General features: G+C 46.9%; 12 protein-coding genes. 5 read left to right on the forward strand and 7 right to left on the reverse strand.

All coding sequences use genetic code 11. The features are described from left to right. Positions 1-162: 162 nt before the first annotated feature. The 3 genes from C7475_RS00830 (at position 163) to C7475_RS00840 (ending at position 6314) form a co-directional block, all read left to right on the forward strand. On the forward strand, positions 163-3156 hold the full coding sequence (locus C7475_RS00830) for a TonB-dependent receptor (RefSeq protein ID WP_110050020.1): 2994 nt from the start codon (positions 163-165) through the stop codon (positions 3154-3156). An 11-nt stretch (positions 3157-3167) separates the two neighbouring features. Beyond that, on the forward strand, positions 3168-4646 hold the full coding sequence (locus C7475_RS00835; protein ID WP_110050022.1) for a RagB/SusD family nutrient uptake outer membrane protein: 1479 nt from the start codon (positions 3168-3170) through the stop codon (positions 4644-4646). Positions 4647-4853: 207 nt separating this feature from the next. Continuing rightward, positions 4854-6314, forward strand: a complete 1461-nt coding sequence (locus C7475_RS00840; RefSeq protein ID WP_110050024.1) for a glycoside hydrolase family 30 beta sandwich domain-containing protein — start codon at positions 4854-4856, stop codon at positions 6312-6314. 982 nt (positions 6315-7296) lie between these two features. Here C7475_RS00840 and C7475_RS00845 read toward each other — a convergent pair. The 6 genes from C7475_RS00845 to C7475_RS00870 are packed head-to-tail and all read right to left on the reverse strand — an operon-like array spanning position 7297 to position 19768. Further along, on the reverse strand, positions 7297-8625 hold the full coding sequence (locus C7475_RS00845) for a sugar porter family MFS transporter (RefSeq protein ID WP_110050026.1): 1329 nt from the start codon (positions 8623-8625) through the stop codon (positions 7297-7299). A 37-nt stretch (positions 8626-8662) separates the two neighbouring features. Continuing rightward, positions 8663-9724, reverse strand: a complete 1062-nt coding sequence (locus C7475_RS00850) for an aldose epimerase family protein (RefSeq protein ID WP_110050028.1) — start codon at positions 9722-9724, stop codon at positions 8663-8665. Beyond that, the gene (locus tag C7475_RS00855; protein ID WP_110050030.1) at positions 9718-13020 is read right to left on the reverse strand and encodes a DUF5107 domain-containing protein; all 3303 of its coding nucleotides are present in this window, start codon (positions 13018-13020) and stop codon (positions 9718-9720) included. The genes C7475_RS00850 and C7475_RS00855 overlap by 7 nt, the downstream gene beginning before the upstream one ends. 25 nt (positions 13021-13045) lie before the next feature. Further along, positions 13046-15232, reverse strand: a complete 2187-nt coding sequence (locus C7475_RS00860; RefSeq protein WP_110050033.1) for a hypothetical protein — start codon at positions 15230-15232, stop codon at positions 13046-13048. A 6-nt stretch (positions 15233-15238) separates the two neighbouring features. After that, positions 15239-16738: a RagB/SusD family nutrient uptake outer membrane protein gene (locus C7475_RS00865; RefSeq protein WP_110050035.1), complete on the reverse strand. Its 1500-nt coding sequence runs from the start codon at positions 16736-16738 to the stop codon at positions 15239-15241. A gap of 18 nt (positions 16739-16756) precedes the next feature. Beyond that, positions 16757-19768 carry a TonB-dependent receptor gene (locus C7475_RS00870; RefSeq protein ID WP_110050037.1) on the reverse strand — a complete coding sequence of 1004 codons (3012 nt, stop codon included), beginning with the start codon at positions 19766-19768 and terminating at the stop codon, positions 16757-16759. 204 nt (positions 19769-19972) lie between these two features. On the opposite strand from C7475_RS00870, the gene C7475_RS00875 reads away from it, so the two are divergent. Then, the gene (locus C7475_RS00875) at positions 19973-20878 is read left to right on the forward strand and encodes an AraC family transcriptional regulator (RefSeq protein ID WP_110050039.1); all 906 of its coding nucleotides are present in this window, start codon (positions 19973-19975) and stop codon (positions 20876-20878) included. Positions 20879-21154: 276 nt separating this feature from the next. Then, positions 21155-22273: an acyltransferase gene (locus C7475_RS00880; RefSeq protein ID WP_110050042.1), complete on the forward strand. Its 1119-nt coding sequence runs from the start codon at positions 21155-21157 to the stop codon at positions 22271-22273. A 99-nt stretch (positions 22274-22372) separates the two neighbouring features. Here the strand turns inward: C7475_RS00880 and C7475_RS00885 are convergent, their stop codons facing one another. Further along, the gene (locus C7475_RS00885) at positions 22373-22996 is read right to left on the reverse strand and encodes an HAD family phosphatase (RefSeq protein WP_110050044.1); all 624 of its coding nucleotides are present in this window, start codon (positions 22994-22996) and stop codon (positions 22373-22375) included. Positions 22997-23142: the final 146 nt, after the last annotated feature.

Consider the following 23142-nt stretch of genomic DNA (forward strand, 5'->3'; position numbering starts at 1 on the left):
GTTATGAAAATGGAAATTCATGTTATGGGAGAGGTTATAAGAGAAGCTATCCGGACTCTGATATGAGAAACTCATTTCCGGCTATCAACTGAATATCTATTACAAAATCTAAAACTGATACGAGGAATTATCCTTATCCACAAACTAAAGTACCGACACATTATGAAAAAAAGGGGAACTTTCCTGACAGCACTGCTGTTGGCATTGTGGGGTTTTGCCATGGCTCAGCAAGACATCACGGTAAAAGGACATATACAGGACAGCAAGGGCAATGCACTGCCCGGTGTTTCCATCAAAATTAAAGGGACAGCCAGAGGTACCGCCACACAGGCAGATGGTAACTTCACTATTCAGGCAGCGTCAAACGCTATACTGGAGCTTTCTTACGTAGGTTATCAGACGCGGGAAGTGGATGTAAACGGGCGTACCCAAATTGACATTACTATGGACGACGCCAAAACCGACCTGGGAGAAGTGGTGGTGATCGGTTATGGTACACAGAAAAAGAGGGACGTAACTACCGCCGTTGTCAGCGTGAATACAAAAGATCTGCAGGAACGGCCTATCACACAGACAGCTGCCGCCCTTCAGGGTAAAGCTGCCGGTGTACAGGTTACCCAGCCATCCGGTAAACCTGGTGCCGCCTTTTCTGTAAGGGTGCGTGGCGCTACTTCGGTACAGGCAGGTAACGAGCCATTATACGTTATTGATGGAGTGCCTACCACCGATACCAGGGACCTCAATACAAATGATATTGCCTCCATCACTGTACTGAAAGATGCCTCCAGCGCCGCCATCTATGGTGCAAGGGCATCAAATGGTGTTGTGCTGATCACCACTAAGAGAGGCCGTTCGGGTGATGCCGTGATCAACTTCAATACCTACTACGGTATTTCTAAGGTAGGAAAGAAGATCGACGTACTGGGACCGACACAGTATAATGATCTGATGCAGGAAATGGGTTTCAACGTAACTACACCGACCACTACCACTAACTGGCTGGATGAAGTATTCCAGACAGGTACTAACCAGAACTATCAGTTGTCAGCTTCCGGTGGTAGCGAAAAATCTCAATACTTCATTTCCGGCGCCTATACCAAAGATGACGGTATGGTGAAACCAGCCAAGTACAACCGCCGCGTTTTCAGGGCTAACCTGGATAACCAGATCAAACCCTGGGCAAAGCTGACTACCAACATCAGTTATTCTAATGTAGACCTACAGGATCTTAAGGATAATGATAATGCCGGCCGTAATGCCGCAATTCTTGGTGCGCTCAACGCTCCGCCAATCATCGGTATCTATGAAACGGATGCAGATGGTAAACAGCGTTATACCATGAATCCTTATAAATCCGGTTGGGATAACCCGCTGGCAGCGATCGAAGGTCCTACACAGGGCACAAAAGACAACCGCGTATTGGGTAATGCTGCCCTGGACCTCAACTTCACCAAAGATCTGAAGTTCAGGACCAACTATGGTATAGATTACACAAATCATAGTTACGACTACTACCTGGATTATATCATGACCACTCCGGGCCGCCTGGATCACGGTTATGCTACCTCACAGCGTTATAACAATCTGACATGGTTATGGGAAAACACATTGAACTATGATAAGAGCTGGAATAAACATACTATTTCTGCATTGGGCGGTGTAACTACACAAAAGAACAAGTACGATGTTACTAACCAGACGGGCCGTGATTTCCCGGCTGATCCTACCGTAAAAACGCTGAACGCGGCTAACCAGATAACGGGAGAGACCCTGCAGTCAGAATGGTTCCTGATGTCTTACCTCGGCCGTATCATGTACAATTACGATAGCAAGTATTTATTGACCGCTAACTTCCGTGCGGATGGTTCATCTAAACTTGACAAGAAACATAAATGGGGTTACTTCCCATCTGTCTCAGCCGGTTGGCGTATATCTGCCGAACCATTTATGCAGGACGTGAAAGCCATCAGCGATCTGAAGATAAGAGCCGGTTGGGGTAAAAACGGTAACGTAGAAGGTCTGGCCCCATATGCATCACTGGGTCTGAACAGATTCGTTCGTCAGACGCCCACCGACCCTTTATCTGGTCCTGGTCTCCAGTTATCTGAAGGAGCACCAAACCCTGATCTGAAATGGGAGACAACAACTCAGACAAACATCGGTATCGACCTGAGTCTCTTTGATTCCAGACTGACGTTCTCGGCGGATGCTTATATAAAGAAAACAGACGATCTGCTATTGAATGTGGATCTCCCGGATCAGGTGGAATATGACTTTATCCCCCGCAACTCCGGAAAGCTGGAGAACAAAGGTTTGGAATTCCTGGTGTCTTCTGTGAACATCGATAAAAAAGATGGATTGCGTTGGTCAACAGATTTCAACATCTCTTTCAACAAGAACCGCATTACAGAACTGGAGCTCTCCAATGTATATTACTTTGCCGGCGTGGAAAACAGGGATAATATTATTACCCTGAGAAAAGATCTGTCTTTGGGCACGTTTTATGGATATGTTTCTGAGGGCGTAGATCCGCAGACAGGAGATATCGTTTATAAGGATATAAACGGCGACGGTAAAGTTACGCCCACAGACCGTACCATTATTGGTAATGCTCAGCCAGCCTTTACTTATGGTATGAATAACAACCTGACATATAAGAACTGGTCATTGTCTTTCCTCCTCCAGGGTACACAGGGTAATGAGGTGTTCAATGCTTCCCGTATGGAAACTGAGGGTATGTACGATAGCAAGAACCAGTCTACAGAAGTGCTGCGTCGCTGGACTGCACCTGGTCAGGTAACTGATATCCCACGAGCTACCAATGGAGACGTAACTAATTCCCGTACCTCTTCCCGTTTTGTAGAGAATGGATCATTCCTTCGTATGAAGAGTGCTACCTTATCATACAATTTGCCGCAGAGCGCACTTAGTGCAATGCACCTGAGCAGGTTGATGATCTACGCAACAGCCCAGAACCTCTTCACCATTACAAAATACAAGGGATTTGATCCGGAAGTAAATGCATTCACGAGTAATACAGCTAATAGTGGAAATGCATCCCAAAGCAGTACGCCTACTGGTGTGACGCTGGGAATTGACTATGGTACATATCCTGTAGCAAGAACTTTTATCCTGGGTTTAAACCTGTCATTCTAAACGTTTGAGTTATGAAAAAAACAAATCGTCTCCTCATCATATCTGCTGCCCTTGCCTCATTGGTATTGGGTGCATGTAACAAAGACCTGAATTTGCGGCCGCCGTCAAATCCTACTGTTGGTAATGAGGGGCAGGGTACAGCGGGTTCCTTCATAAAGGACGCCGCCACAGCTGAAGCAGCATTGGCTAACTGTTATGCCTTCTTCCGAAATGGGGGGGCTGAGTATTATGTGCTTGACTACTTCAATATAGGTGATGCACAGTCGGACAATGCGTATGCCGGTGCTGATAACTCCGCCGGTTTTGAGATCGATGAATTCCGTATACTGTCTACCAATTCATGGGTAGGCCGCGACTGGAGCTATCTATACAACCACATCTCAGCATGTAACTCTGTGATCATAAACGTGCCAAAAGTAACGGATCCGGCGCTGACAGCAAATCGCAAGGCACAGATCGTGGCAGAGGCCCAATTCATCCGCGCACGCGCTTATTTTGACCTGGTAAGGCTCTTCGGCGATGTGCCATTAGTAATAACTGAATTACCGACTATTACTTCCGAAAATCTGGCAGAGGTCTATCCGCTGTTATATCCTACACGTACAAGCGCGGACTCCGTGTATCTGCAGATTACCAATGACCTTAAGTCAGCGGCAAATGTGGTGCCTGCATCTGCGTCAAATAAAGGCTTTGTAACAAAAGGAGCCGTGTACACACTGCTGGCTAAAATAGCAGCTACGCAGAAACCGGTGAACTGGCCTGAAGTTCAGTCTTATACTGACCAGGTGATCGCATTAGGTTACAGCCTGTTGCCGGTGTATGACCATCTGTGGGATGGTAACCATGAAAATTCCGCTGAATCTATCTTCGAACTGAACTTCGACGGATGGGATACGGGCGGTAACTGGGGCACCAGCATGTTCTATGGTACTGACTGGAAAAAGTTCTGTAATCCAAGTAATGATATGATCCGTGCATACCAGGACGAACATGATGCTGTACGTCTTGCATCTACTATTACATTTGACAACGTGAACGGTAAATGGGGCGATGCCCGTCTGTCACTGGATAGCTTCCCGTTCTTTTATAAAATGCGTAAAACTGACGCCAGTCAGAACATCATCATCTATCGCCTTGCGGATATACTGCTCCTGAAAGCTGAAGCCTTGAATGAACAGGGTAATGTATCCGGTGCAAATGATATCATTACAGATATCCGTCACCGTGTGAGCCTGGCTCCTCTGAACATCACAGACCAGGGTGCCATGCGTCTGGCTATAGAGAAGGAACGCCGCCTGGAACTGGCTTTTGAAGGGCAACGTTGGTATGACCTCGTTCGTACAGACCGCGCTATTCCTGTAATGGAAGCTGTAAAAGATGGTAAAGGCGTGAACCTGGGTTATCACTTGACGCAGCAAAGCCTGCTGTGGCCTGTTCCTCAAGGTCAGATGGACCAGAACGCGAACCTTGAACAGAACGAAGGTTACTAGATCGTATTTTAGGATAGGGTTTAACGAAAAAGGTAGGTCTCGTCTCTCATGAGGCGGGACCTTCTTTTTAAAAGCATATCATAGAAGACTTCAGAAAATCTGACATAACGTAAGTCAAACAAAGCAATACAACCAACGTAAGGCACATCAGGCAACATCAAGCAAAATTTATCAAGACATTATATACAGACTGAAAAACTTTCATGCATGAAATTATGGGTATACAGTTGTTGCATAGGCGCCTTCCTGGCTGCCTGCAATAACGGACAACAGCAATCCGGCGATAAAAACCAACACAGCGACTCTGTTGCTGTATATCTGACTACGCCTGACCAGCAGCAGTTATTCGCACAGCAATCCGCGTTAGCAAAGGCAAAAGATACTGCTGCCATCAACATCGTAATGGACAGCACACGGCAGTTCCAGGAAATGGAGGGCTTTGGTGCTTCCATGACGGGATCTTCTGCTTACGTAATGCAACAGTATATGTCGCCGGAGCAACGGCAGGCCTTACTGGAAGACCTGTTCGGTACTGAAAAGGGGATTGGTATAAACTATATCCGCATGTCTATTGGTGCATCTGATTTCTCAACAGATCCATACTCTTACGACGATATTCCTGCAGGTCAGCGCGACGATTCTCTGAAGCAGTTCACGATATCGCATGATCAGAAGGATGTCGTACCCGTATTAAAGCAGGTTGTGGCTATTAATCCGGATATTCATATTATGGGTAGTCCCTGGAGCCCGCCAGCCTGGATGAAGACCAGCGGCAGGCTGGAAGGCGGCTCCTTACGTCCTGACGCATATGATGTATATGCCCGTTACTTTGTAAAATACATCCGTGCCTTCGGACAGGAAGGTATTAAGATCACCGCACTCACTGTTCAGAATGAACCGCAATATGAGGCATTGTATCCTACCATGAAAATGACGGCGCCGGAGCAGGGTGCTTTCATTAAGAACCACCTGGGGCCATTACTCGAAAAAGAAGGGCTGAACAAACAAGTGCAGGTGATGCTTTTCGACCATAACTGGAACAGTCCTGAATATCCGATCTCCATCCTTGACGACAGTCTCATCGCGAAATACACCGCGGGTGCAGCCTTCCATTGTTATGAGGGAGCTGTAGGTGCAATGTCTAAAGTTCATGAAGCGCATCCGGAAAAGGGCCTTTACTTCACAGAATGTTCTGGCGGTACGTGGTCGCCCGCTTTTGCTGACAACCTGCAATACATGGTCCGTCAATTACTGATCGGCACTGCGAACAACTGGTCTAAGAATGCGCTTCTATGGAACATGGCGTTGGACGAAAAAAACGGTCCAACTACAAATAAGCCCAGCAATGAAGAGGGTAATCGTGGTTGTATGACTTGCCGCGGTGTTGTAACTGTCAATTCCAAAGACGGCGCTGTTACGCGTAATATCGAATATTATGCATTGGCTCACTTCAGCAAATTCGTACGTCCGGGCGCTAAGCGGATCTATTCTTCCGCGCTACCCGACAAAGGCATAGAAAATGTTGCTTTCCTCAACACTGACGGTTCTCGTGTTATGGTGGTGATCAATACGACTCAGCAGGAGCGTACTTTCTCCGTGAGCGAGCAAGGCAGCACATATAGTTATGCACTTAAACCTGGCGCTGTAGCAACGCTGGTGTGGCGGTAGATTAAATGTTTGTCGGAGTTCGCTTAGGTTTCATATAGCATTGCGGTCGGTGCCCGCTTGTAACGCTGCTATGGGTTGGTAGAAGGGCTAAGCATTGGTACTTTGGTTTGGCTTTACCAACAATGCATGGAACCGGGCAAAGGCCCGCAATTGCTATATGAAACCTCTGCTACCTCCTGAGTCCCTCTAAGTAGCTGGAGGGCTTTGTTCGAGACTGCTTCCTGGCTTCCACTTCGAGCCAGATGCCTTTGATTCAATGCTACCTCCCGACCTCCCCTCATAGCAAGGAGCTTTTGTTCTCATTCTGCATGCTGCTTTTAGGCGCTCACTTAATAGCAGCCTAGATATCCTTATATCCATGCTACTTCTATAACTCCTCAAAGCAGTTGGGGCGTTAATACAGATAGCATATCCGGGATTATAGTAGGGAAGATATCAGAGATGATATCGGAGATGATATCGGAGATGATATCAGAAAAGATGTCAGAGAAGATATCAGAGAGTGTAAGATTACATGGTTAACAGAAAGTCAGCAATCGTTAGACAGTGTAGAAGCGTTGAAGATCAATAATGGGGCGGCAGGAGATTAATCGCTTGTATCTCTCAAAGAGTGGGCGACAGTTTATAATAGGGGAGTCGAAGCGGCAAGGGTTCAGGTGGAGGCATCGGGCATTAGCCCTTGTAGAGCCCTCATACGATTGATAGGGGTTAAATTGAAATCCCAAAGCCCATACGCTTGATAAGGCCAAATACTTAGTGCTCGAAGAGGGGTACAGCCCGATGCTCCAGCCTGAAACCGCAGCAGGCGGAGACGACTGCCTATTACTGTTACGTAGACCTTAAAAGCATCAACGCTTAGAAGAAACAAACCTGCCAATAGAGACGACTGCCAATTACTGTTAGATGCCACAAAGCATTAACGCTCGAACAAAACAAGCCGTCATCCCCGCGTAAGCCAAGCGAAGATGACGGACGAAAGTTATCAATGCATCATAACACCTTCGAGCTCCTCAAGCGTCTTCCCCTTCGTTTCTTTTACATTGCGCCAGATAAACACAAACCCCAGCAAACACACCACGGCATAAATGTAAAACGTACTATCTTTCAAACGGTCAAACAAGATCGGAAAGGTAAATACCAGTACAAAGTAGGCCGCCCAAAGACAAAGCACAGCAAAAGATGTTGCAGCGCTGCGGATCTTATTCGGGAAGATCTCCGCGATCAATACCCAGGTAACCGGTGCTAATGACATTGCATAAGTGCCGATAGCTGCCAGCAGATACCAGGACACATGCTCAGAACCTGATGCCAGCATCCGTACTACGATGATATAAAGGATCGTTAAGCCACCTGCGCCGATCAGCATCAGCGGTTTGCGTCCCAGCCTGTCTACCAGTAACATCGCGAGAATAGTGAAGACAAGGTTGACACCACCTATGAATACGGTCTGTAACAGCTGACCGTCCTGTGAAACGCCGATACTCTTGAATATGCGCGGAGTATAGTTGAACACAACGTTAATGCCGCAGAACTGCTGGAATATAGCGAGAATAATACCGATCACTACTGCAGGCAATACCGCCTTGCGGAAAATATCGGCATAACTCATCCGCTGAGAACCGGTCAGAGAACCTTCTATTACTGACAGCGATTCGCTTGCAAACCCTTCTCCACCGATTTTATTCAGGACAGTACGCGCATCGGCAGACCTGCCTGCCTGCACCAGCCAGCGAGGGCTTTCCGGTAACCACATGGCGCCGATGAAAAACAGGAGGGAAGGGATGACGCCAAGACCGAACATCCAGCGCCAGGCATCCGCACCCTGATTGCGCAGCGTATAGTTGACAAGGTTAGTAACAAGGATGCCGGTAACCACAGTCAGCTGATTGATCGCTACCATTCGGCCACGCAGATGTGCCGGAGCTATTTCGGCAATGTACATAGGAGACAACATAGAAGCCATACCCACGCCAATTCCTGCCACGAAGCGGAATGCGATGAAGGTGTTCCTGTCTGGCGCAACCGCCATTGCCAGTGAAGAAATGCCGAAAATAGCTGCCGCCAGGAGGAGACCTTTCCTACGACCATATTTATCGGCGACAGTGCCCGCAACGATACAACCAATAATGGCCCCCAATGCCAGGCTGCCGGTGGCAAATCCTTCCCAGTAAGCGTCAAGTCCAAATTGTTGCTGCAGGAAAGGAAGCGCCCCCGCTATCACCGCAAAATCAAAGCCGAACAGATATCCTCCCAATGCAGAGATAAAGGAGATACCCAGTATGTAAGCGCCATTAAAAGAAGAATGTTTCATAACGGAATTTCGCTATCGCTATTTTAAAGTAAATAATTTATTGCACATCAAATGCAAAGATGATGATCTGCTGGTAAACATTCCCCGGTTGCAGGATCGTATCAGGGAAGTGCGCATGGTTCGGGCTATCCGGAAATGCCTGTGCTTCCAGCGCTACAGCGCCATGTTTGACATAAGGCTTGCCCTGCTGACCGGTAATGCTGCCATCCCAATAATTGGAGCTATACATCTGTATGCCCGGCAGATCTGTAAATACCCGCAATACCCGACCGCTTTGAGGATCTTCCAGAACGGCTGCCGGCGTTTTACCGGAAGCCTGCAACACAAAGTTATGATCGTAGCCCATGTCTGCCGGGAAGCTATCAATGTTTTGACCGATCTTAGTTGGTGTTGTGAAGTCAAGCGATGAACCGGCTACAGGCAGGATATTGCCGGTAGGTACATTCTTGCTGCTCTTCTCCGTGTAAGCCTGCGCGTTGATGGTCAGCAGATGATCTGTGACCAGTGGCTGTTCAAATCCTGACAGATTGAAATAGGAGTGATTGGTCAGGCTGACAGGCGTAGCTTTGTCGGTAGTGGCCGTATAACGGATGCTCAGCTGATTGGTATCGTCAAGGACGTATTGCACCTGGACAGCTAGATTACCCGGGTAACCTTCTTCGCCATCAGCACTGACGTATTCCATTGTTACGCTGGCTTCTCCACTGGTGTCAGAACATTGTGTTACCTCCCAGACCTTTGCATGGAATCCCTCAAAACCACCATGCAAGTGATTACCGTCATTATTGACAGGTAACTGGTAAGGCGTTCCGTTTACAGTGATGCGTCCTTCAGCGATGCGGTTGGCATATCTCCCCACAGTAGAGCCAAAATAGGCAGGATTATGAAGATAGTCTTCCGGACGCGCAAATCCGGCTACAATGTTCTTTTGTATGCCGGCTTTGTCGGGTGCATATACCGCAGTGATGGTAGCGCCCAGGTTGATCAGTTCTACCCTGACAGCGGAGTTCTCAAGCGTGATCAGATAGAGGGGCGCTCCCCGCAACTCGCCATACAGTTGACGGGTTGCAGAAAGCGCCCTGCTATTAATATTTAGCATTGGATCGTTTTTGTGAATGGATTAAAAGTAGCGCCCTGGTGATTGACGTCCAGCGCCAGTACTTCGTCCAGGTATTGCTGTCCTTCTTGTTCCTGCTGAAGTCCGAGATGACCCAGTCCCATCAGGTAAAGACAATGTATACGGTTCCGTTGATTAAGGTCGATATCAAATACCAGCATATCAGGTAATGATACGGCGAAATAGTCAATTCGGATAGTATCTTTCAGATGCGCTTTGCCAAACTGTATGAAGCGTTCGAAGATCTGTTTTGCTTTCTCCGGTTGTCCCAGTTGCTGCCATGCCAATGCCTGATACACGATCTTGTCGGGTTGCGGATCATTGTAATAGATAGCCTGCACCGGTTCGCTGATACCTACTGTGGCTGCCATGAAGTGCTCTTTCGCGGTAGCTGCCTGGCCAAGACCGGCGTAGGCGCAGCCTAACAGATAGTTGATGTCATTTTCCTGTGCACCGTATAGTTTTCCTTCACCCAGGTTATCAGGGTAGCGGGAAAGTGCTTGCAACAGCGTTAGTGCTTCCTGGAAATCTTCCTGTAGTATAGCCTGTTTCGCCAGTGCCGTATGGCAGAGGATGAACTGTCCTACTACTTTACCTTCACCGCCTTCCCACGGATGGAACTGCCTTTGTGATAAGAGCTGACGTGCCTGTTCAAATTCCCCGAGATTATTATACAGGGTGATACGCTCCAGGTAAAGGTCATCTCTTGTTTCTACCAGCTGCATGTTATTCTCCAGCAATGCCAGTCTTTCCTGTGACGATCTGCCGGTGATCTTATACAACTGATCGAGCTCCATCAGGATGCGCGCATCGTCAGGAGCAAGCGTGAATGCCTGTTCCATAGATATTACCGCCTGTGCCTTTTTATCGAGCTTGTTATAATAGGCGAGTGAAAGGTTCCTGTGTACGGTAGCGAAGGTGTCATCCAGGCTGACAGATTTCTCCCAACAGGCGATCGCTTCTGTGTACTGGCGTTTGTCGTACCAGAGGTTGCCCAGGTAATAAGCCGCTTTCGCGTCAGACGGATTGTTCGCAAGTGCACTTTGCAGGATGATCACTTCTTCTACTTTATTCGGGAAGCAATATCCGGGCGCCTCTTTTGCTGCCAGTTCATAATAGGTGGCTGCCTGCTCCGGTGCATTATTGCAGGTAGCAAACCATCCCATATAGTAATGTAGCAGGGGAGAAGTAGCGCCGTGTACTTTGATGTAAGATGCTAATACGTCAATCGCAACAGCGTAACAACCGGCATGTGCATAATCCAGGGATAGCTCCAGGTAGTTATTTACACTGCCGCGCATTAAAGTACGCAGGCGATCGAGTACATCATGGTCATTGGTGGCCAGGTACCATTCAAACAGACATCCGTAATTGAAAGGATCTATTTCCAGGGAGGCCTTTGCAAATTCAATAGCGTCCGCAGTTAATCCTTTTTCTCTCAGTATGATGGTTTGCAGGTGACGGGCAGTATGGTTATGATAATTGCGCACCAGTGATTTTTTAGCCAACGATAAAGCGTCATCCCATTTCTGATTCGACGCTGCAATACGTGCCAGCATCAGGAAGCCGCTGTGCTGCCATGCATCGTTCCAGGTCGCTTTAAAGAAGATGTCATATGCTTCGGCTTTTTTTCCTTGCAGGAACAGAGAGCATCCGAGGTTATAATATACCTCCCCGTCGTAGGGATTCGGATTGCGGCTGGTCATTGTTTTGATAGCCGTTCTGAAGTAAGGTTCTGCTTTACTGAACTGGCCACGGCGAAGCAATAATAAACCCATGGCATTGTTACAGCGGATATCTCCGGGGCTTCTTCTCAGGCCTTCTTCATAGTAGTCGATCGGATTGAAGGTGGCATGACGGTATTGCTCCAGGTGATGTCCGTTCAGGTATAGCTCTTCCACCTGTTCTATGTCCTGTGGCAGTTTTGCCGCTGTAGCAGGAGCAGGTATCTCATGTTCTACCGGCGGCGCTGGCTGCCAGGACACAAGTACATGACCTGCTTCATCTGCAACGATCACTTTCCAGTCTTCCTTTACAACGTTCGCTCCGCAGTCAAATGTAGCGGAGAAAGGAGCGTAAGGGGATAGGGACGCCGGGAATTGTTTTACTTCTTCACCATTCTTCAACAAGCGAATGCTCGCATTTTTATAAAGTGCGGTAGCATATACCTTGATGGTTAGTTGCTGTTCCTCCCATTCCATGTTCAGCATGGCCTCTTTGGTAGCATTTTTAACAACGCCTGTCTGCGCGTATGGCATGAAGTATTGCTCAAAGGTCTTGCCTTCATTGGGCTGCAGCCAGGAGAAGTCAGGCTGGTTATCGGTGAACATACCTGTCATCAGCTCAATATAAGGTCCATCTTCATCAGTCAGGTTCCTGTCCCAGGCATAACCGAAGTCGCCATTGCCCCATGTCCATTGCTTCTTACCTGGCGATACATGATGATCTGCCACGTGCAGCATACCAGCCTGCGTATCATGTTCGTAACAACCCATGAAGTCGTATTCAGAACGGATCGCCATGTAAGACGTTGGTACAGGGATAGTATGATAACGGGAAATATCAGTTCCCGGTGAATAGTCTACTTTGTAATATGTCCCCGTTGCAACAGGGAAGTCAGATACATCACGCTTCCCGTGATCAAACACTGCATATACGTCAGGCGGGAAGACAGACTGATAATGATCATTCACTTTCACTGCCGGGTTAGCCCACCAGAGGAAGGTTTGAGGGAAGAGGGTACGGTTGAACAGTTTTCCTTTTATTTCCAGGTATGCCTTATCAGGATAGAGGGTGAACCCTGCCATGCCTTTGGTCCTGAACATTACTTCCACTTCATTTACCCATACGGTTTTACTGCCATCAGCATTTTCTTCAGTAGTGAAATCCACTGCCTGAAAAGTGCTGGGGCGATGGTGTTGCGGCCAGTTGAACTCTATACCGCCTGAGATCCAGGGGCCTGCTAGTCCTACAAGTGCAGGTTTGATCACCTGGTTATAATAGACAAAATCGCGTTGTCTGATCTTGTCATATGCACGCTGTACGCGTCCTCCCAGTTCGGGCAGGAGCATGATCAGCAAAAATTCGTTTTCGAGGAATACAGCTGTGTATTCCTGCATGGTCTTCTCGTCGGCAATCTGCTCAATAACCGGATGTGGGTAAACAACGCCGCTGCTGCCCTGGTATACTCTTTTCTCCAGGAACATAGGGTGTTTCTCCGGTGTGCCTGTTTTGTACGTGGGTATGGATACTTTCTCTATCCTGACTGTCACTTCCATATGATCACTTTTATATTTATTCGATTTAATCCCGTGGGACCAGTTTAACTAATAATGCATCTTTAGCAGGTACCGTCAGCGTAAAGGATAGCTGACCATTGCTGATCTCTCCTAATACGGCATCGGTCAGAAAATCCCTGATCTCATAGCGCCGTTTATCTGCAACATCGGCTGTTTGCCAGCTGGCTTCAAAAGGTTTATCCTTTATGAAGTTGAACATTGCCAGCAGCGTAGTATCTCCTTTGCGGAAGAAGGTCATCTGCTGGTCCTGGCTGTCGCCTTCCGACATCTTTACCGGCGTGAACGCGGCTGGATGACTGAAGTATTCACATATCGCCGGATGGTTCAGGTATTTTTTCGCTCTTTCAGCCGCAACTTTCTGTCTCAGATCGGAACCGTCTCCCAGTATACTGCCCATCACCATCATGGCGTAGAGGCGTACCTTCACTTCCTGTTCTGAGATATCCGGGTTATTCTGAAAGTTCTTCATTACAACCACGTCCAGGTTTGTGAATGGCCATAAAGTGCCCTGCATCCACGACATATGGGAACCCGCTGCCAGTGAAGCGGCTGTACTGCCATAATGCGGGAAACCTGGTTGATCGTCACGCAGATGGGAGTATACATCCGTAGAGATAAAGCGGGTATGTGCATACTGATGAGGGAACATAGGGGAGATCGCCATTGTAATGAAAATGTCCGGCCCCATGATGGAGTCCACGAGCGAGCGTAGCATTTTCAGTCCTTCGCTGTATGCCTGCATACCCGAACGGATATTGCGGTCGTAGCGGGTGGTGGATTCCAGCGCGCCGGCCGTAAGGAAATCTATTTTGATAAAGGTAGCATGAATAGCCTTCGCTTTCTGTATCTGCTTGATGATACTGGCCCTCACAGCCGGGTGTGTAGGATCGATGGGATAACAGGCCCAGTCGCCCGCTTTGTAAAGGATAGGCTGCCTGTTGCTATCCTTCAATACAACGCTGCTCAGAGGGGTCTCTGTCCCTGACAATTGCTGGTCCAGATGGTCCTTCCATGCCCATACGGCAAAGGGGATAAAATAGAAGCCCATTTGTTGCCGCTTTTTCTGCCCGTATTTCGCCAAAGAGGTAAGCAGTGAGGTAGTGTATATATTTTGATCGTACGAGTCAACGCTGAGCACCGGAGGGGCATATTTGTTGAAGTTGTCCATCGAAGCGATGATGTCCGATGTTTTGATCACTCCGGGAGGCATCATCACCTTTCTGTAACCCAGTACGTCTTCCACGCCGAAGCTGTTCCAGTAGAATGGCGCATTCCCTTTCCATTCGCTTCTGCCTGCCAGCTGTACATTGACTTGCCCGTATGCCGTAAATGCTTTGCGGATGTCGGTATCTGCTGCCAGATAGATAACCGGTGAAGTCACTGTTTTGCCCTGCATGGTGCCGTGCGGCGCATGGTCATGGGTGCCATCCAGTCCGCCGTAAGCCGGTGGCAAGGATTTATCATCCGCGGTAGCGGCGCCACCATACACTATAAACGAATCAATACGTCCTGTTTCCTTACCAGCACCATAGCGGAAGCCTGTTTTCCAGAAGTCGTGTGTCACACTGCCAGTCACCAGTCCTGATAAGCTCTGCTGGTCATAGATGGAAGTGAACTCGTAACTCATCCCTGAAGGGGAAGGCCACTGCCGGGTGACAACAGGCACCCAGTTGTCGTTGTCAAAAGGAACGTCTAGTATGCTGGGATTATTACCCGGAACAAACAGGTAGGCCTGTTGTTCCGGGATGATAGTTAATGGAGAGATGTTACGCGTTTCTAACGTCGCATCACCTGTTGCCTGTACACTCAGTAACAGGTGAGGCGACTGCGCGTACACGGTAATATGTTGTTCCAGTTTAAGCTGTCTGGACGGGTCACTATGTATGACAGAAATAGTTACACCTTTGCCGGAAGCATCCTGTACAGGAGTTGTACTGTACTTATGCTGCGAAAAATCTGTACTGGACAGTTTTCCTGCCTGCAACTCATCTATTGTGGCAACTGTATTTTGCAGCTGTACGCCATTCGCGAACAGGTAATTGACCCTGCCTGTACGGCTGTTAATAGTCAGTCTGACCTGTGGATTGGATACCACCAGGCTGTCTGTTGTCGATTTCACTGTCTGCGCCAGTAAGTTTCCGGAGGCCATGCAAAGCAGCCCGGCAAATGATATGTAACGGATGATCTTCATAACTAATTAGTAGCCCTCATTTTGATCTGCAGGTGTAAGTTTAGGATTGTTTTCAAACTCTCTTGCAGGGATTGGATATAACAGGTGTTTAGCCTGTATATTCGGTGTAGCATCAGGATTATTGGCTTTGACGATATTGAGCAGTGTGCCCGTCCTTTTCAGGTCGAACCATCTCCATCCTTCGAAGCCAAGCTCACGCATACGTTCCATCATGATTTCGTTGCGCAGCTGATCCTGTGACGGCACGCCATGTGCATTTTCCCATTTATCAAGTCCGGCACGCTGCCTGATCTTATTCAGATTGGCAAGCGCCGTGGTCACGTCATTCAGTTCGTTAGTTGCTTCTGCATACATCAGTATCACATCCGCGAGACGCAGGTAGTACATGTTCCTGGAAGACAGGGAGCCACTTACAGATACGCCGTTGGTAATGTCAAATTTCTTCACATGCGGTTTACCTACGTCTTCCCACCAGGAATAATCTACCAGCTCGCCGTTTGCGTTATAAAATACCGTGCGGAACGTAACGTCCTTCCTGAGATCATTAGCTTCAAAACTGTTGAAGAAATAATCGGTAGGAATGATCACATGTCCGCCGGCTCCGGTCAGGTTAGGCGCGTTGATCTGCCATGCACCGGTGTTATTGGCCATGTTGCTGGTATTGTCAGGTTCATTGGAGAACTGCACTTCAAACAGCGACTCAATATTATTTTCATTTTTCTCCACGAACAGGTCAGCATATGCCGGCATCAGAGTTGTTTTGTCAGATGTCAGCAATGGCTCCAGTGTACTCTTTGCAAGGTCGTATTGTTTGTGGGTGAGATAAACTTTACCGAGCAACGCGATGGCAGCTTCTTTATTAGCGTGACCTACTTCCGCACCGTTGCCTTTATTGTTGAGGTGCTCAATAGCATATTGCAGGTCGGATATCACCAGCTGGTATACTTCCTCTGCTGTACTCCGCGGATAACCGTCCCTTACTGCCTCCGGATTGTCAACATCAGTAGGCATCGGTACGCCATCATAGAGTTGCACCAGGTAGAAATAAAACAGCGCCCGCATAAATTTGGCTTCTCCCACTGAACGCGTTTTAAAATCTTCATTTACGGTAGACAGCAGTGTATACTTAATAGCGACGTTGGCATTATTGATGCCCTTGTAACAATTGATCCAGAAACCCTGTACAACATCATTCTGTGCAGTCAGCAGGGGAGAGTAGCTATTCACAGCCGCAAATCCCTGCCAGTAAGGGCCCCAGGTAGGTACAAAAATGGTCATCTTCGCTTCGTCGGTTCCCACCATGCCTACTACAGCATAGTCGGACTTCTTTAGCACAAGTAACTGGCGATAGATACCGGTAATACCAGCTGTAATACCGGCTTCGTCTTTGTAGAGTTCTTCCGGAGAAACAAACACTTCTGGTTTAATATCAAGCTGTTTCTCGCATCCGGAGAAAAAGACCCCGGTAAGTATGATGAAGAAAAGTATATAGCGATGCGTTTGCATAAATGTCTTTTTAGGAAATTATAAACCCATTTTTAAACCTACCAGGTAAGTACGGTACCGTGGATAGATATCGTAAGTTCCTGAGGTGCCGATCTCAGGATCAGTACCTTTATACCCCGTGAACAGGAATGGTTCCAATGCTTGTGCATACACGTTCAGCGACCTTATTTTGATCTTTGATAAAAGGGTAGGCGAGAAGTCGTACGCCAGCGTGATGTTCCTGATACGCAGGAAATCGCCTTTCTGAACAGCAAAGCTGGAAGAGCCCTGTGGCAGCGTTCTGGTGGAACTACCGAATGCATTCGGACGAGGAATGTCGGTGTTCTGATTTTCCGGTGTCCAGTATTTCAGACCATCTTTCAGGATCACTTTTCTGCCATCAGAATACACATAGTCCATATAGGCCCTGTTGTAGATATCATGACCATACATATAACTTGCAAATACCGTCATGGATACCCTTTTATATCTGAAATAGTTCCAGATACCACCCCAGGCTTTGGGGGTAGTACGACCTACGATCGCTCTGTCATACTGGTTGATAATACCGTCGTCATTGATATCTTTGATACGCACATCACCTGGTCGGCCGGTAGGATTAAGTTTAAAATCATCGCCGGTTTTATATATTCCGTCGAATACATAATCAAAGATCAGGCTGTTCGGCGCTTCTCCTACTTTCAGATAAGGACTGAGGGAATCCCTTCCAGGTAACAATGCAGTTACTTTGGATTTATATTTTGACCAGTTAAGATCTACCTGCCAGTCGAAGTTTTGCGTCTTTACAGGATACAGTTTCAATCCGATGTCGATACCTCTTGTATTCATAGAGGCCACATTGATCATAGTACCATCGAAGCCCTGTGATGGCGCCAGTGTGTTTTGCAGCAACAGGTTTTTGATGTTCTTGTTATAGAAGTCAAATGTCATTTGGATCCTGTTATTCAGGACTGCCAGGTCAAAGCCGGTATTGAACTGATGTTGTGCTTCCCATTTCAGTGCGCTGTTACCTTTGTTCCCACCTAACTGATAACCGCTGGATTGTGTATTGCCGTTGAAAGGATAGGTCGCGGCATTCATCTGCGAGAAGATCCTGTCATAAGACACATCCTGGTTACCGATTATACCGTAGCTGACCCTGATCTTCGCATCACTTACACGTGATTTAAACTTCACACCCACGAATGGTTCGTCGATCAGTCGCCAGGCGCCGCTGATGGAAGGGAAGAACCCGTGGCGGTTCTCCGCACCGAAGCGGGATGATCCATCGTAACGGGCGGTGAAGTTGAGGATGTAACGTTGTTTGTATTTATAGATAGCCCTGCCCAGCATTGAGCTGGTAGCCCAGTTGAAGTAGTCGCTTGCAATATTATCCCTTCTGGTAGCAAGGCTCATGTTTTTATATGTCAGTTCATCTGTTGGAAAACCGGATGCCTGTTCGAAGTTCCATTCCTGTCTTCTTTTCTGGAAGGTAAAACCAGAGAGGAGGTTAAGGGAATGGTCTTCTGAAGGATTGTAGTCGTAGGTCAGTGTGTTTTCCCATAACCAGTCGCGGTAACCGAAGTTCTGTACTTTAGCGACGCCTTTTTGTACGTATCCTGCACTGGTATTTCTCGGATAATATTCAAACTGTTGATTCTTGTAAATATCTGCACCTACATTCGAACGGAAGCTCAATCCGGGCAGCACCTTATAGTCCAGGTACATATTACCTATCAGCCTGTCGTCTATGCGGCGGTTGATCGCATCTGTAACCATCGCCAGCGGATTGTTCACCGTGATGGTACCCGTATTAGGATCTATCACCACTGATGGTTTTCCTGTTGAGTCGTAAATGGGCCGTAAAGGGCTCATGGTCACAGCAGTATAATAAGCTTCGTTGCTGACAATGTTCTGTTGGATATGTGAGTAGTTGCTATTCAACCCTATGGTCAGTTTGTCTGTCACGGCCGATTCTACGTTCGCTTTCAGGGAATAACGTTTCATGTTAGACCCTTTGATGATACCATCCTGGTTAAGGTAGTTACCACTGAGGTATACTTTATTCTTACCGATGCCATTGGAAATACTGAGGGTATGGCTCTGCTGCTGCGCAACCTGGGTGATAACGCTTGGCCAGTCATAGCTCTTGCCTTCGGCAAGGCTTTTCAGTTCTTCTCCGCTGAATATTTTCTTATCAGTCTCCGGATCGTTCATCGGCCAGCCAGTCGCGCTTTCGTCAAACCATGCCAGGCGGCGCAGATAGCCATACTGCGCACCATCTATGAAATCATAGGTCTTTACGATCTTCTGTATACCGTAATAGCCGTTGTAGTCAACGGAAGCCCTGCCTGTTTTCGCTTTCTTTGTAGTGATGATCACAACGCCTGCTGCCGCTCTGGCGCCATATATAGCTGCCGCAGAAGCGTCTTTCAGTACGTCTATGGATTCAATGTCATAAGGGTTGATCTCCCTGATATCGCCGGTCAGTATAACGCCGTCTACCACATAAATAGGTCCGTCGCCCTGTGTGATCGAGTTGATACCTCTGATCCTGATATTGGTACCTCCACCTGGTTGATAACCTGCACTGGTGATCTGTACGCCTGGTACCCTGGCCTGCAGAGCACTGTTAATGGACGTTGCAGGCAGTTCGGAGATCTCTTTTCCGGACAGGCTTGATACTGCACTGGTAATATCTTTCTTTTTCTGCTGACCGTAACCGATCACCACCACTTCGTCAAGCCCGGAGATTTCCGCCTCCAGCTTTATGATGAGTGATGTTTGTCCGGGAGTGAATGTGACGGTCTGTGTCTTGTAACCTACAAATCGGAAGCTCAGTACGGCTTTTGCTGTTGGAAGGGGAAACTGGCCGTCCGCGTCCGCTTTCAGGGACGCCCCTTTGTTAGTTGTGTTAGTAATGGTGACAAAAGGTAACGGTTTCCCGGATGCTGCATCCAGCACCTTTCCTCCTGATACCTTGTCTTGTGCTGAAACCCACGTACTTAATGATAGCAGTAGTAGGATGAGCAGGGATAAATTTCTTTTCATAACATGAATTTGCCTTTGTTTGGAATACTGATTAAACTGGTACCCTTGCCGTAAGTCTATTGTTGTTGGTTTTGCTGATGTTGTGGAATTTATTTAGTTCACGAATCAAATTTCGGGTTTCAGTATAACCGGGGAAATGGGGTTTCTTATGAAATTGATGGATTATTTTCTGGTTTTTGTATCTTGGTGCCAGATTCTATCAAGATGAAAGAGAAGGCAGTTAAAAAAAGGGAGGGCTTTGAAGGGCAGCAGCTGATCGTGGTGCCTAAAAAGATATCGGCCGATTTCCTGACGAAAGATCCCATTACCCGCCAGCTGTATGTTACCGATATCGGGTACTATCCAAAGGCTCGTTATCACTATATTAAACGGGCTGCGGGGGTAAGCCAGCACATAATTATTTACTGTATAGAGGGCAGGGGATGGATAGAAATTGATAAAAAACGTGTGGACGTACTACCGTCTCAGTTCATCATTATCCCGGTGAACGTTCCGCATAAATATATGTCTGACGAAAATGACCCCTGGACAATTTACTGGATACATTTTAAAGGAGAGATCTCGGCTTACATAGTGGAACTTATCTTGCAACGGGCGAAGAACTACAAGTTACACCTGACATACAACGAAAACCGGATCCGCCTGTTCGAAGAGATCTGTTTAAATCTTCAGAAAGGATATAGCGGCGACAACCTCCGTTATGTCAATATGATCTTTAATCACTTTCTTTCTTCATTATTATATGAAGAGAAATTCAATCACTCCGGATCGGAACAGCCGGATGACGTTATTGCACACACGATCGGTATGATGCAGGAACGCCTGGATAAAGTGGTCACCTTACAGGAATTGTCTGATTATGCCGGACTATCAGTATCTCATTTCTCAGCTGTCTTCAGGGAGAAGACAGGTTATTCCCCGATAGAATATTTTAATCATCTGAAGATCCAGAAGGCATGTCAATACCTGATGTTCTCAACAGCTACCGTCAAAGAGATCTCCGGCAAACTTGGGGTGGAGGACCAGTATTATTTCTCCAGGATGTTCTCAAAGTTAATGGGCATGTCGCCATCGGAGTACAGGAACAGGAATAAGTCGGCCGACCAATAATATTAGTAGTAAACATAAGTAATGTTACTTAGTAGTGCCCTAACAGTGAAGACGGCAAACGCAATGTTAACCGCTATTTAGCTATCTGCTGCAAGAAAAAGAATTTGCAGGGAAGGGAGATTTATATACATTCGCGACATCCCAAAAAGATATACCCCCATACAGCAGACCCTGCACGGGTGCTGGCTGACACTTACTACAAGAGAACTACCGAAACAACCAAAACCGCGAAGGAACCGAATCACTATTTAATCAAGTCCCCACAAAAATCCAGTTATGCTGAAAAACAAAAGCACAGAACATTACTATTGGTTAGATCTATTCAGAGGGTTAGCATCCTTAATTGTTGTTACCACGCATTGCCGTACGATGTTGTTTGTTGAATATGGCTTATTGCCTCCGGAAGACAAAACAACCCAGAACCTGATCTTCTTTTCTCTGACCCGTGTAGCACATGAAGCGGTATTACTTTTTTTTGTACTGAGCGGCTTCCTTGTAGGCGGAAAAGTTATTCAGCGATTGAGAGCAGGAACATTTGACCTTAAATCCTATACGCTCGACAGGACGGTACGTATAATGCTACCTTTACTTTCGGCCTTTATAATCATTTTGATATCCAATACGGTTACAGGCCAGCAGTTCAGTGTTGTTGACTATTTAGGGAATCTGTTATCGTTGCAGGGCATATTAGTGCCCTGGGTGAGCGGCCCCTTGTGGTCACTGGCTTATGAGGTGTGGTTTTATGTGTTAATGGGAGCAGTGGCCTGGCTATTAACAACCTCAAAAGAAACGAATAAGTACATCGCGTTTACGATCGTATTCGTTAACCTGGTGATATTTTCATATTACCTGAAACCGGAGCTGCTTTTTGTATGGGTACTGGGTGCAGTGTCCTGCTTTTATGCGAAGAAGAATAACTTGTTGCTGTTCGCAAGCATTTGCTTATTCACCGTTTCTATGGTGGCCTTCCAGCTATGGGGAAAGACGAGCCGTACACTTGAAAAGTCTGACTTTAATATAGAAATTGTCGCTGAACTGTGTTTAGCATTGTCTATGTGTGTGATTGTTCAGCAGGTGATATACCGTGCGCCTAAAAACAAGTTGACGATCCTGGTAAACAAGCTGGGAACGAAGCTGGCAGATTTTTCATATACTTTATATCTGACGCATTTGCCAATAGTATATCTTTTAATACACTTCGGCTTCCCAAAAAGTAAAACAATAGACGCGGTATCGATCGGTTACTACATTGCCGCTATTGTAATTGTTATAATTTGTGCTTACCTGATCTATTTAGTATTTGAGAAAAGGACTAAATATGTGAAGGAAGTTTTAAGAGGTAGAATGTCTTCCAGAAAGCGGGTTCCGGTACAGGAGCCGCAGGCTACATATTGAGTGGCCGGATAAATAAAGAAACCCGTTTCTGTCGTGTGCTCTTCAGGGGCAAAACGATAGAAACGGGTTACATTGGTTTAAGAGCGGACTGCATTAATATCAATCTACTACAAAACCATATTTTGCGAGGTTCTCTTTGGTCGCCTCGTAGGTCACATGTTGAAGCCCGTTGATGCCAAGACCTTCTGCTACTGATACGAACATGGCCCTGTCGTCAATATATAGCACCTCCTCTGGTTTTACGAGTGCAATGTCCAGGGCGATGCGCCAGATGTCTGCATCCGGTTTCCGGAAATGAACAAAGCAGGAGGAAACGAAGAAATCTACAAACTTATTGATCCCGAATTGCCTGATACGGTATTCATTGAGCTCACGGCCTTCATTGTTTACAATGGCGATCTTTACCCCATATTTTGCCTTGATTTTACATACCAGGTCTATCATTTCCGGAATGGCGGTAGTAACGGAGTACATATACGCTTTGAACTCATCTTCACTGAATCCCCTGGGTTCATAAAACACAGTTCTTTTCAGATATTCATCAAGCGTTAGTTTACCTTCCTCATAAGTGTCGAAAGTGAGGTGGTGACGTTCCTCCAGTTCAGGGAGGTCGAGAGAGAATTTAGCGGCAGCCTCTCGTCTAGCTTTACGGTCCCAGCCATTGCTCAATAATACGCCGCCTATGTCCAGGAATAATGTGGTGATTGTTGAATTCTGCTGCATAGTGCTAATGGTAAACGACAGAACATATTGATCTGTCAGATTTAATGGTGAAATTAAAAGTAACAAAAAAAATAATAATCAATCCCATCACAATGAAAATCAACAACACTAACCAATGAATATACAACAAAGAACCAGGTAACAAA

Origin of the sequence: Chitinophaga sp. S165 (assembly GCF_003182155.1) — a bacterium.
Taxonomy (GTDB): domain Bacteria; phylum Bacteroidota; class Bacteroidia; order Chitinophagales; family Chitinophagaceae; genus Chitinophaga.

What these genes read in the sequence shown, in the direction of transcription:
- C7475_RS00830 (WP_110050020.1), top strand. Translation starts at nt 163, where the DNA reads ATGAAAAAAAGGGGAACTTTCCTGACAGCACTGCTGTTGGCATTGTGG.
- C7475_RS00835 (WP_110050022.1), top strand. Translation starts at nt 3,168, where the DNA reads ATGAAAAAAACAAATCGTCTCCTCATCATATCTGCTGCCCTTGCCTCA.
- C7475_RS00840 (WP_110050024.1), top strand. Translation starts at nt 4,854, where the DNA reads ATGAAATTATGGGTATACAGTTGTTGCATAGGCGCCTTCCTGGCTGCC.
- C7475_RS00845 (WP_110050026.1), bottom strand. Translation starts at nt 8,625, where the DNA reads ATGAAACATTCTTCTTTTAATGGCGCTTACATACTGGGTATCTCCTTT.
- C7475_RS00850 (WP_110050028.1), bottom strand. Translation starts at nt 9,724, where the DNA reads ATGCTAAATATTAATAGCAGGGCGCTTTCTGCAACCCGTCAACTGTAT.
- C7475_RS00855 (WP_110050030.1), bottom strand. Translation starts at nt 13,020, where the DNA reads ATGGAAGTGACAGTCAGGATAGAGAAAGTATCCATACCCACGTACAAA.
- C7475_RS00860 (WP_110050033.1), bottom strand. Translation starts at nt 15,232, where the DNA reads ATGAAGATCATCCGTTACATATCATTTGCCGGGCTGCTTTGCATGGCC.
- C7475_RS00865 (WP_110050035.1), bottom strand. Translation starts at nt 16,738, where the DNA reads ATGCAAACGCATCGCTATATACTTTTCTTCATCATACTTACCGGGGTC.
- C7475_RS00870 (WP_110050037.1), bottom strand. Translation starts at nt 19,768, where the DNA reads ATGAAAAGAAATTTATCCCTGCTCATCCTACTACTGCTATCATTAAGT.
- C7475_RS00875 (WP_110050039.1), top strand. Translation starts at nt 19,973, where the DNA reads ATGAAAGAGAAGGCAGTTAAAAAAAGGGAGGGCTTTGAAGGGCAGCAG.
- C7475_RS00880 (WP_110050042.1), top strand. Translation starts at nt 21,155, where the DNA reads ATGCTGAAAAACAAAAGCACAGAACATTACTATTGGTTAGATCTATTC.
- C7475_RS00885 (WP_110050044.1), bottom strand. Translation starts at nt 22,996, where the DNA reads ATGCAGCAGAATTCAACAATCACCACATTATTCCTGGACATAGGCGGC.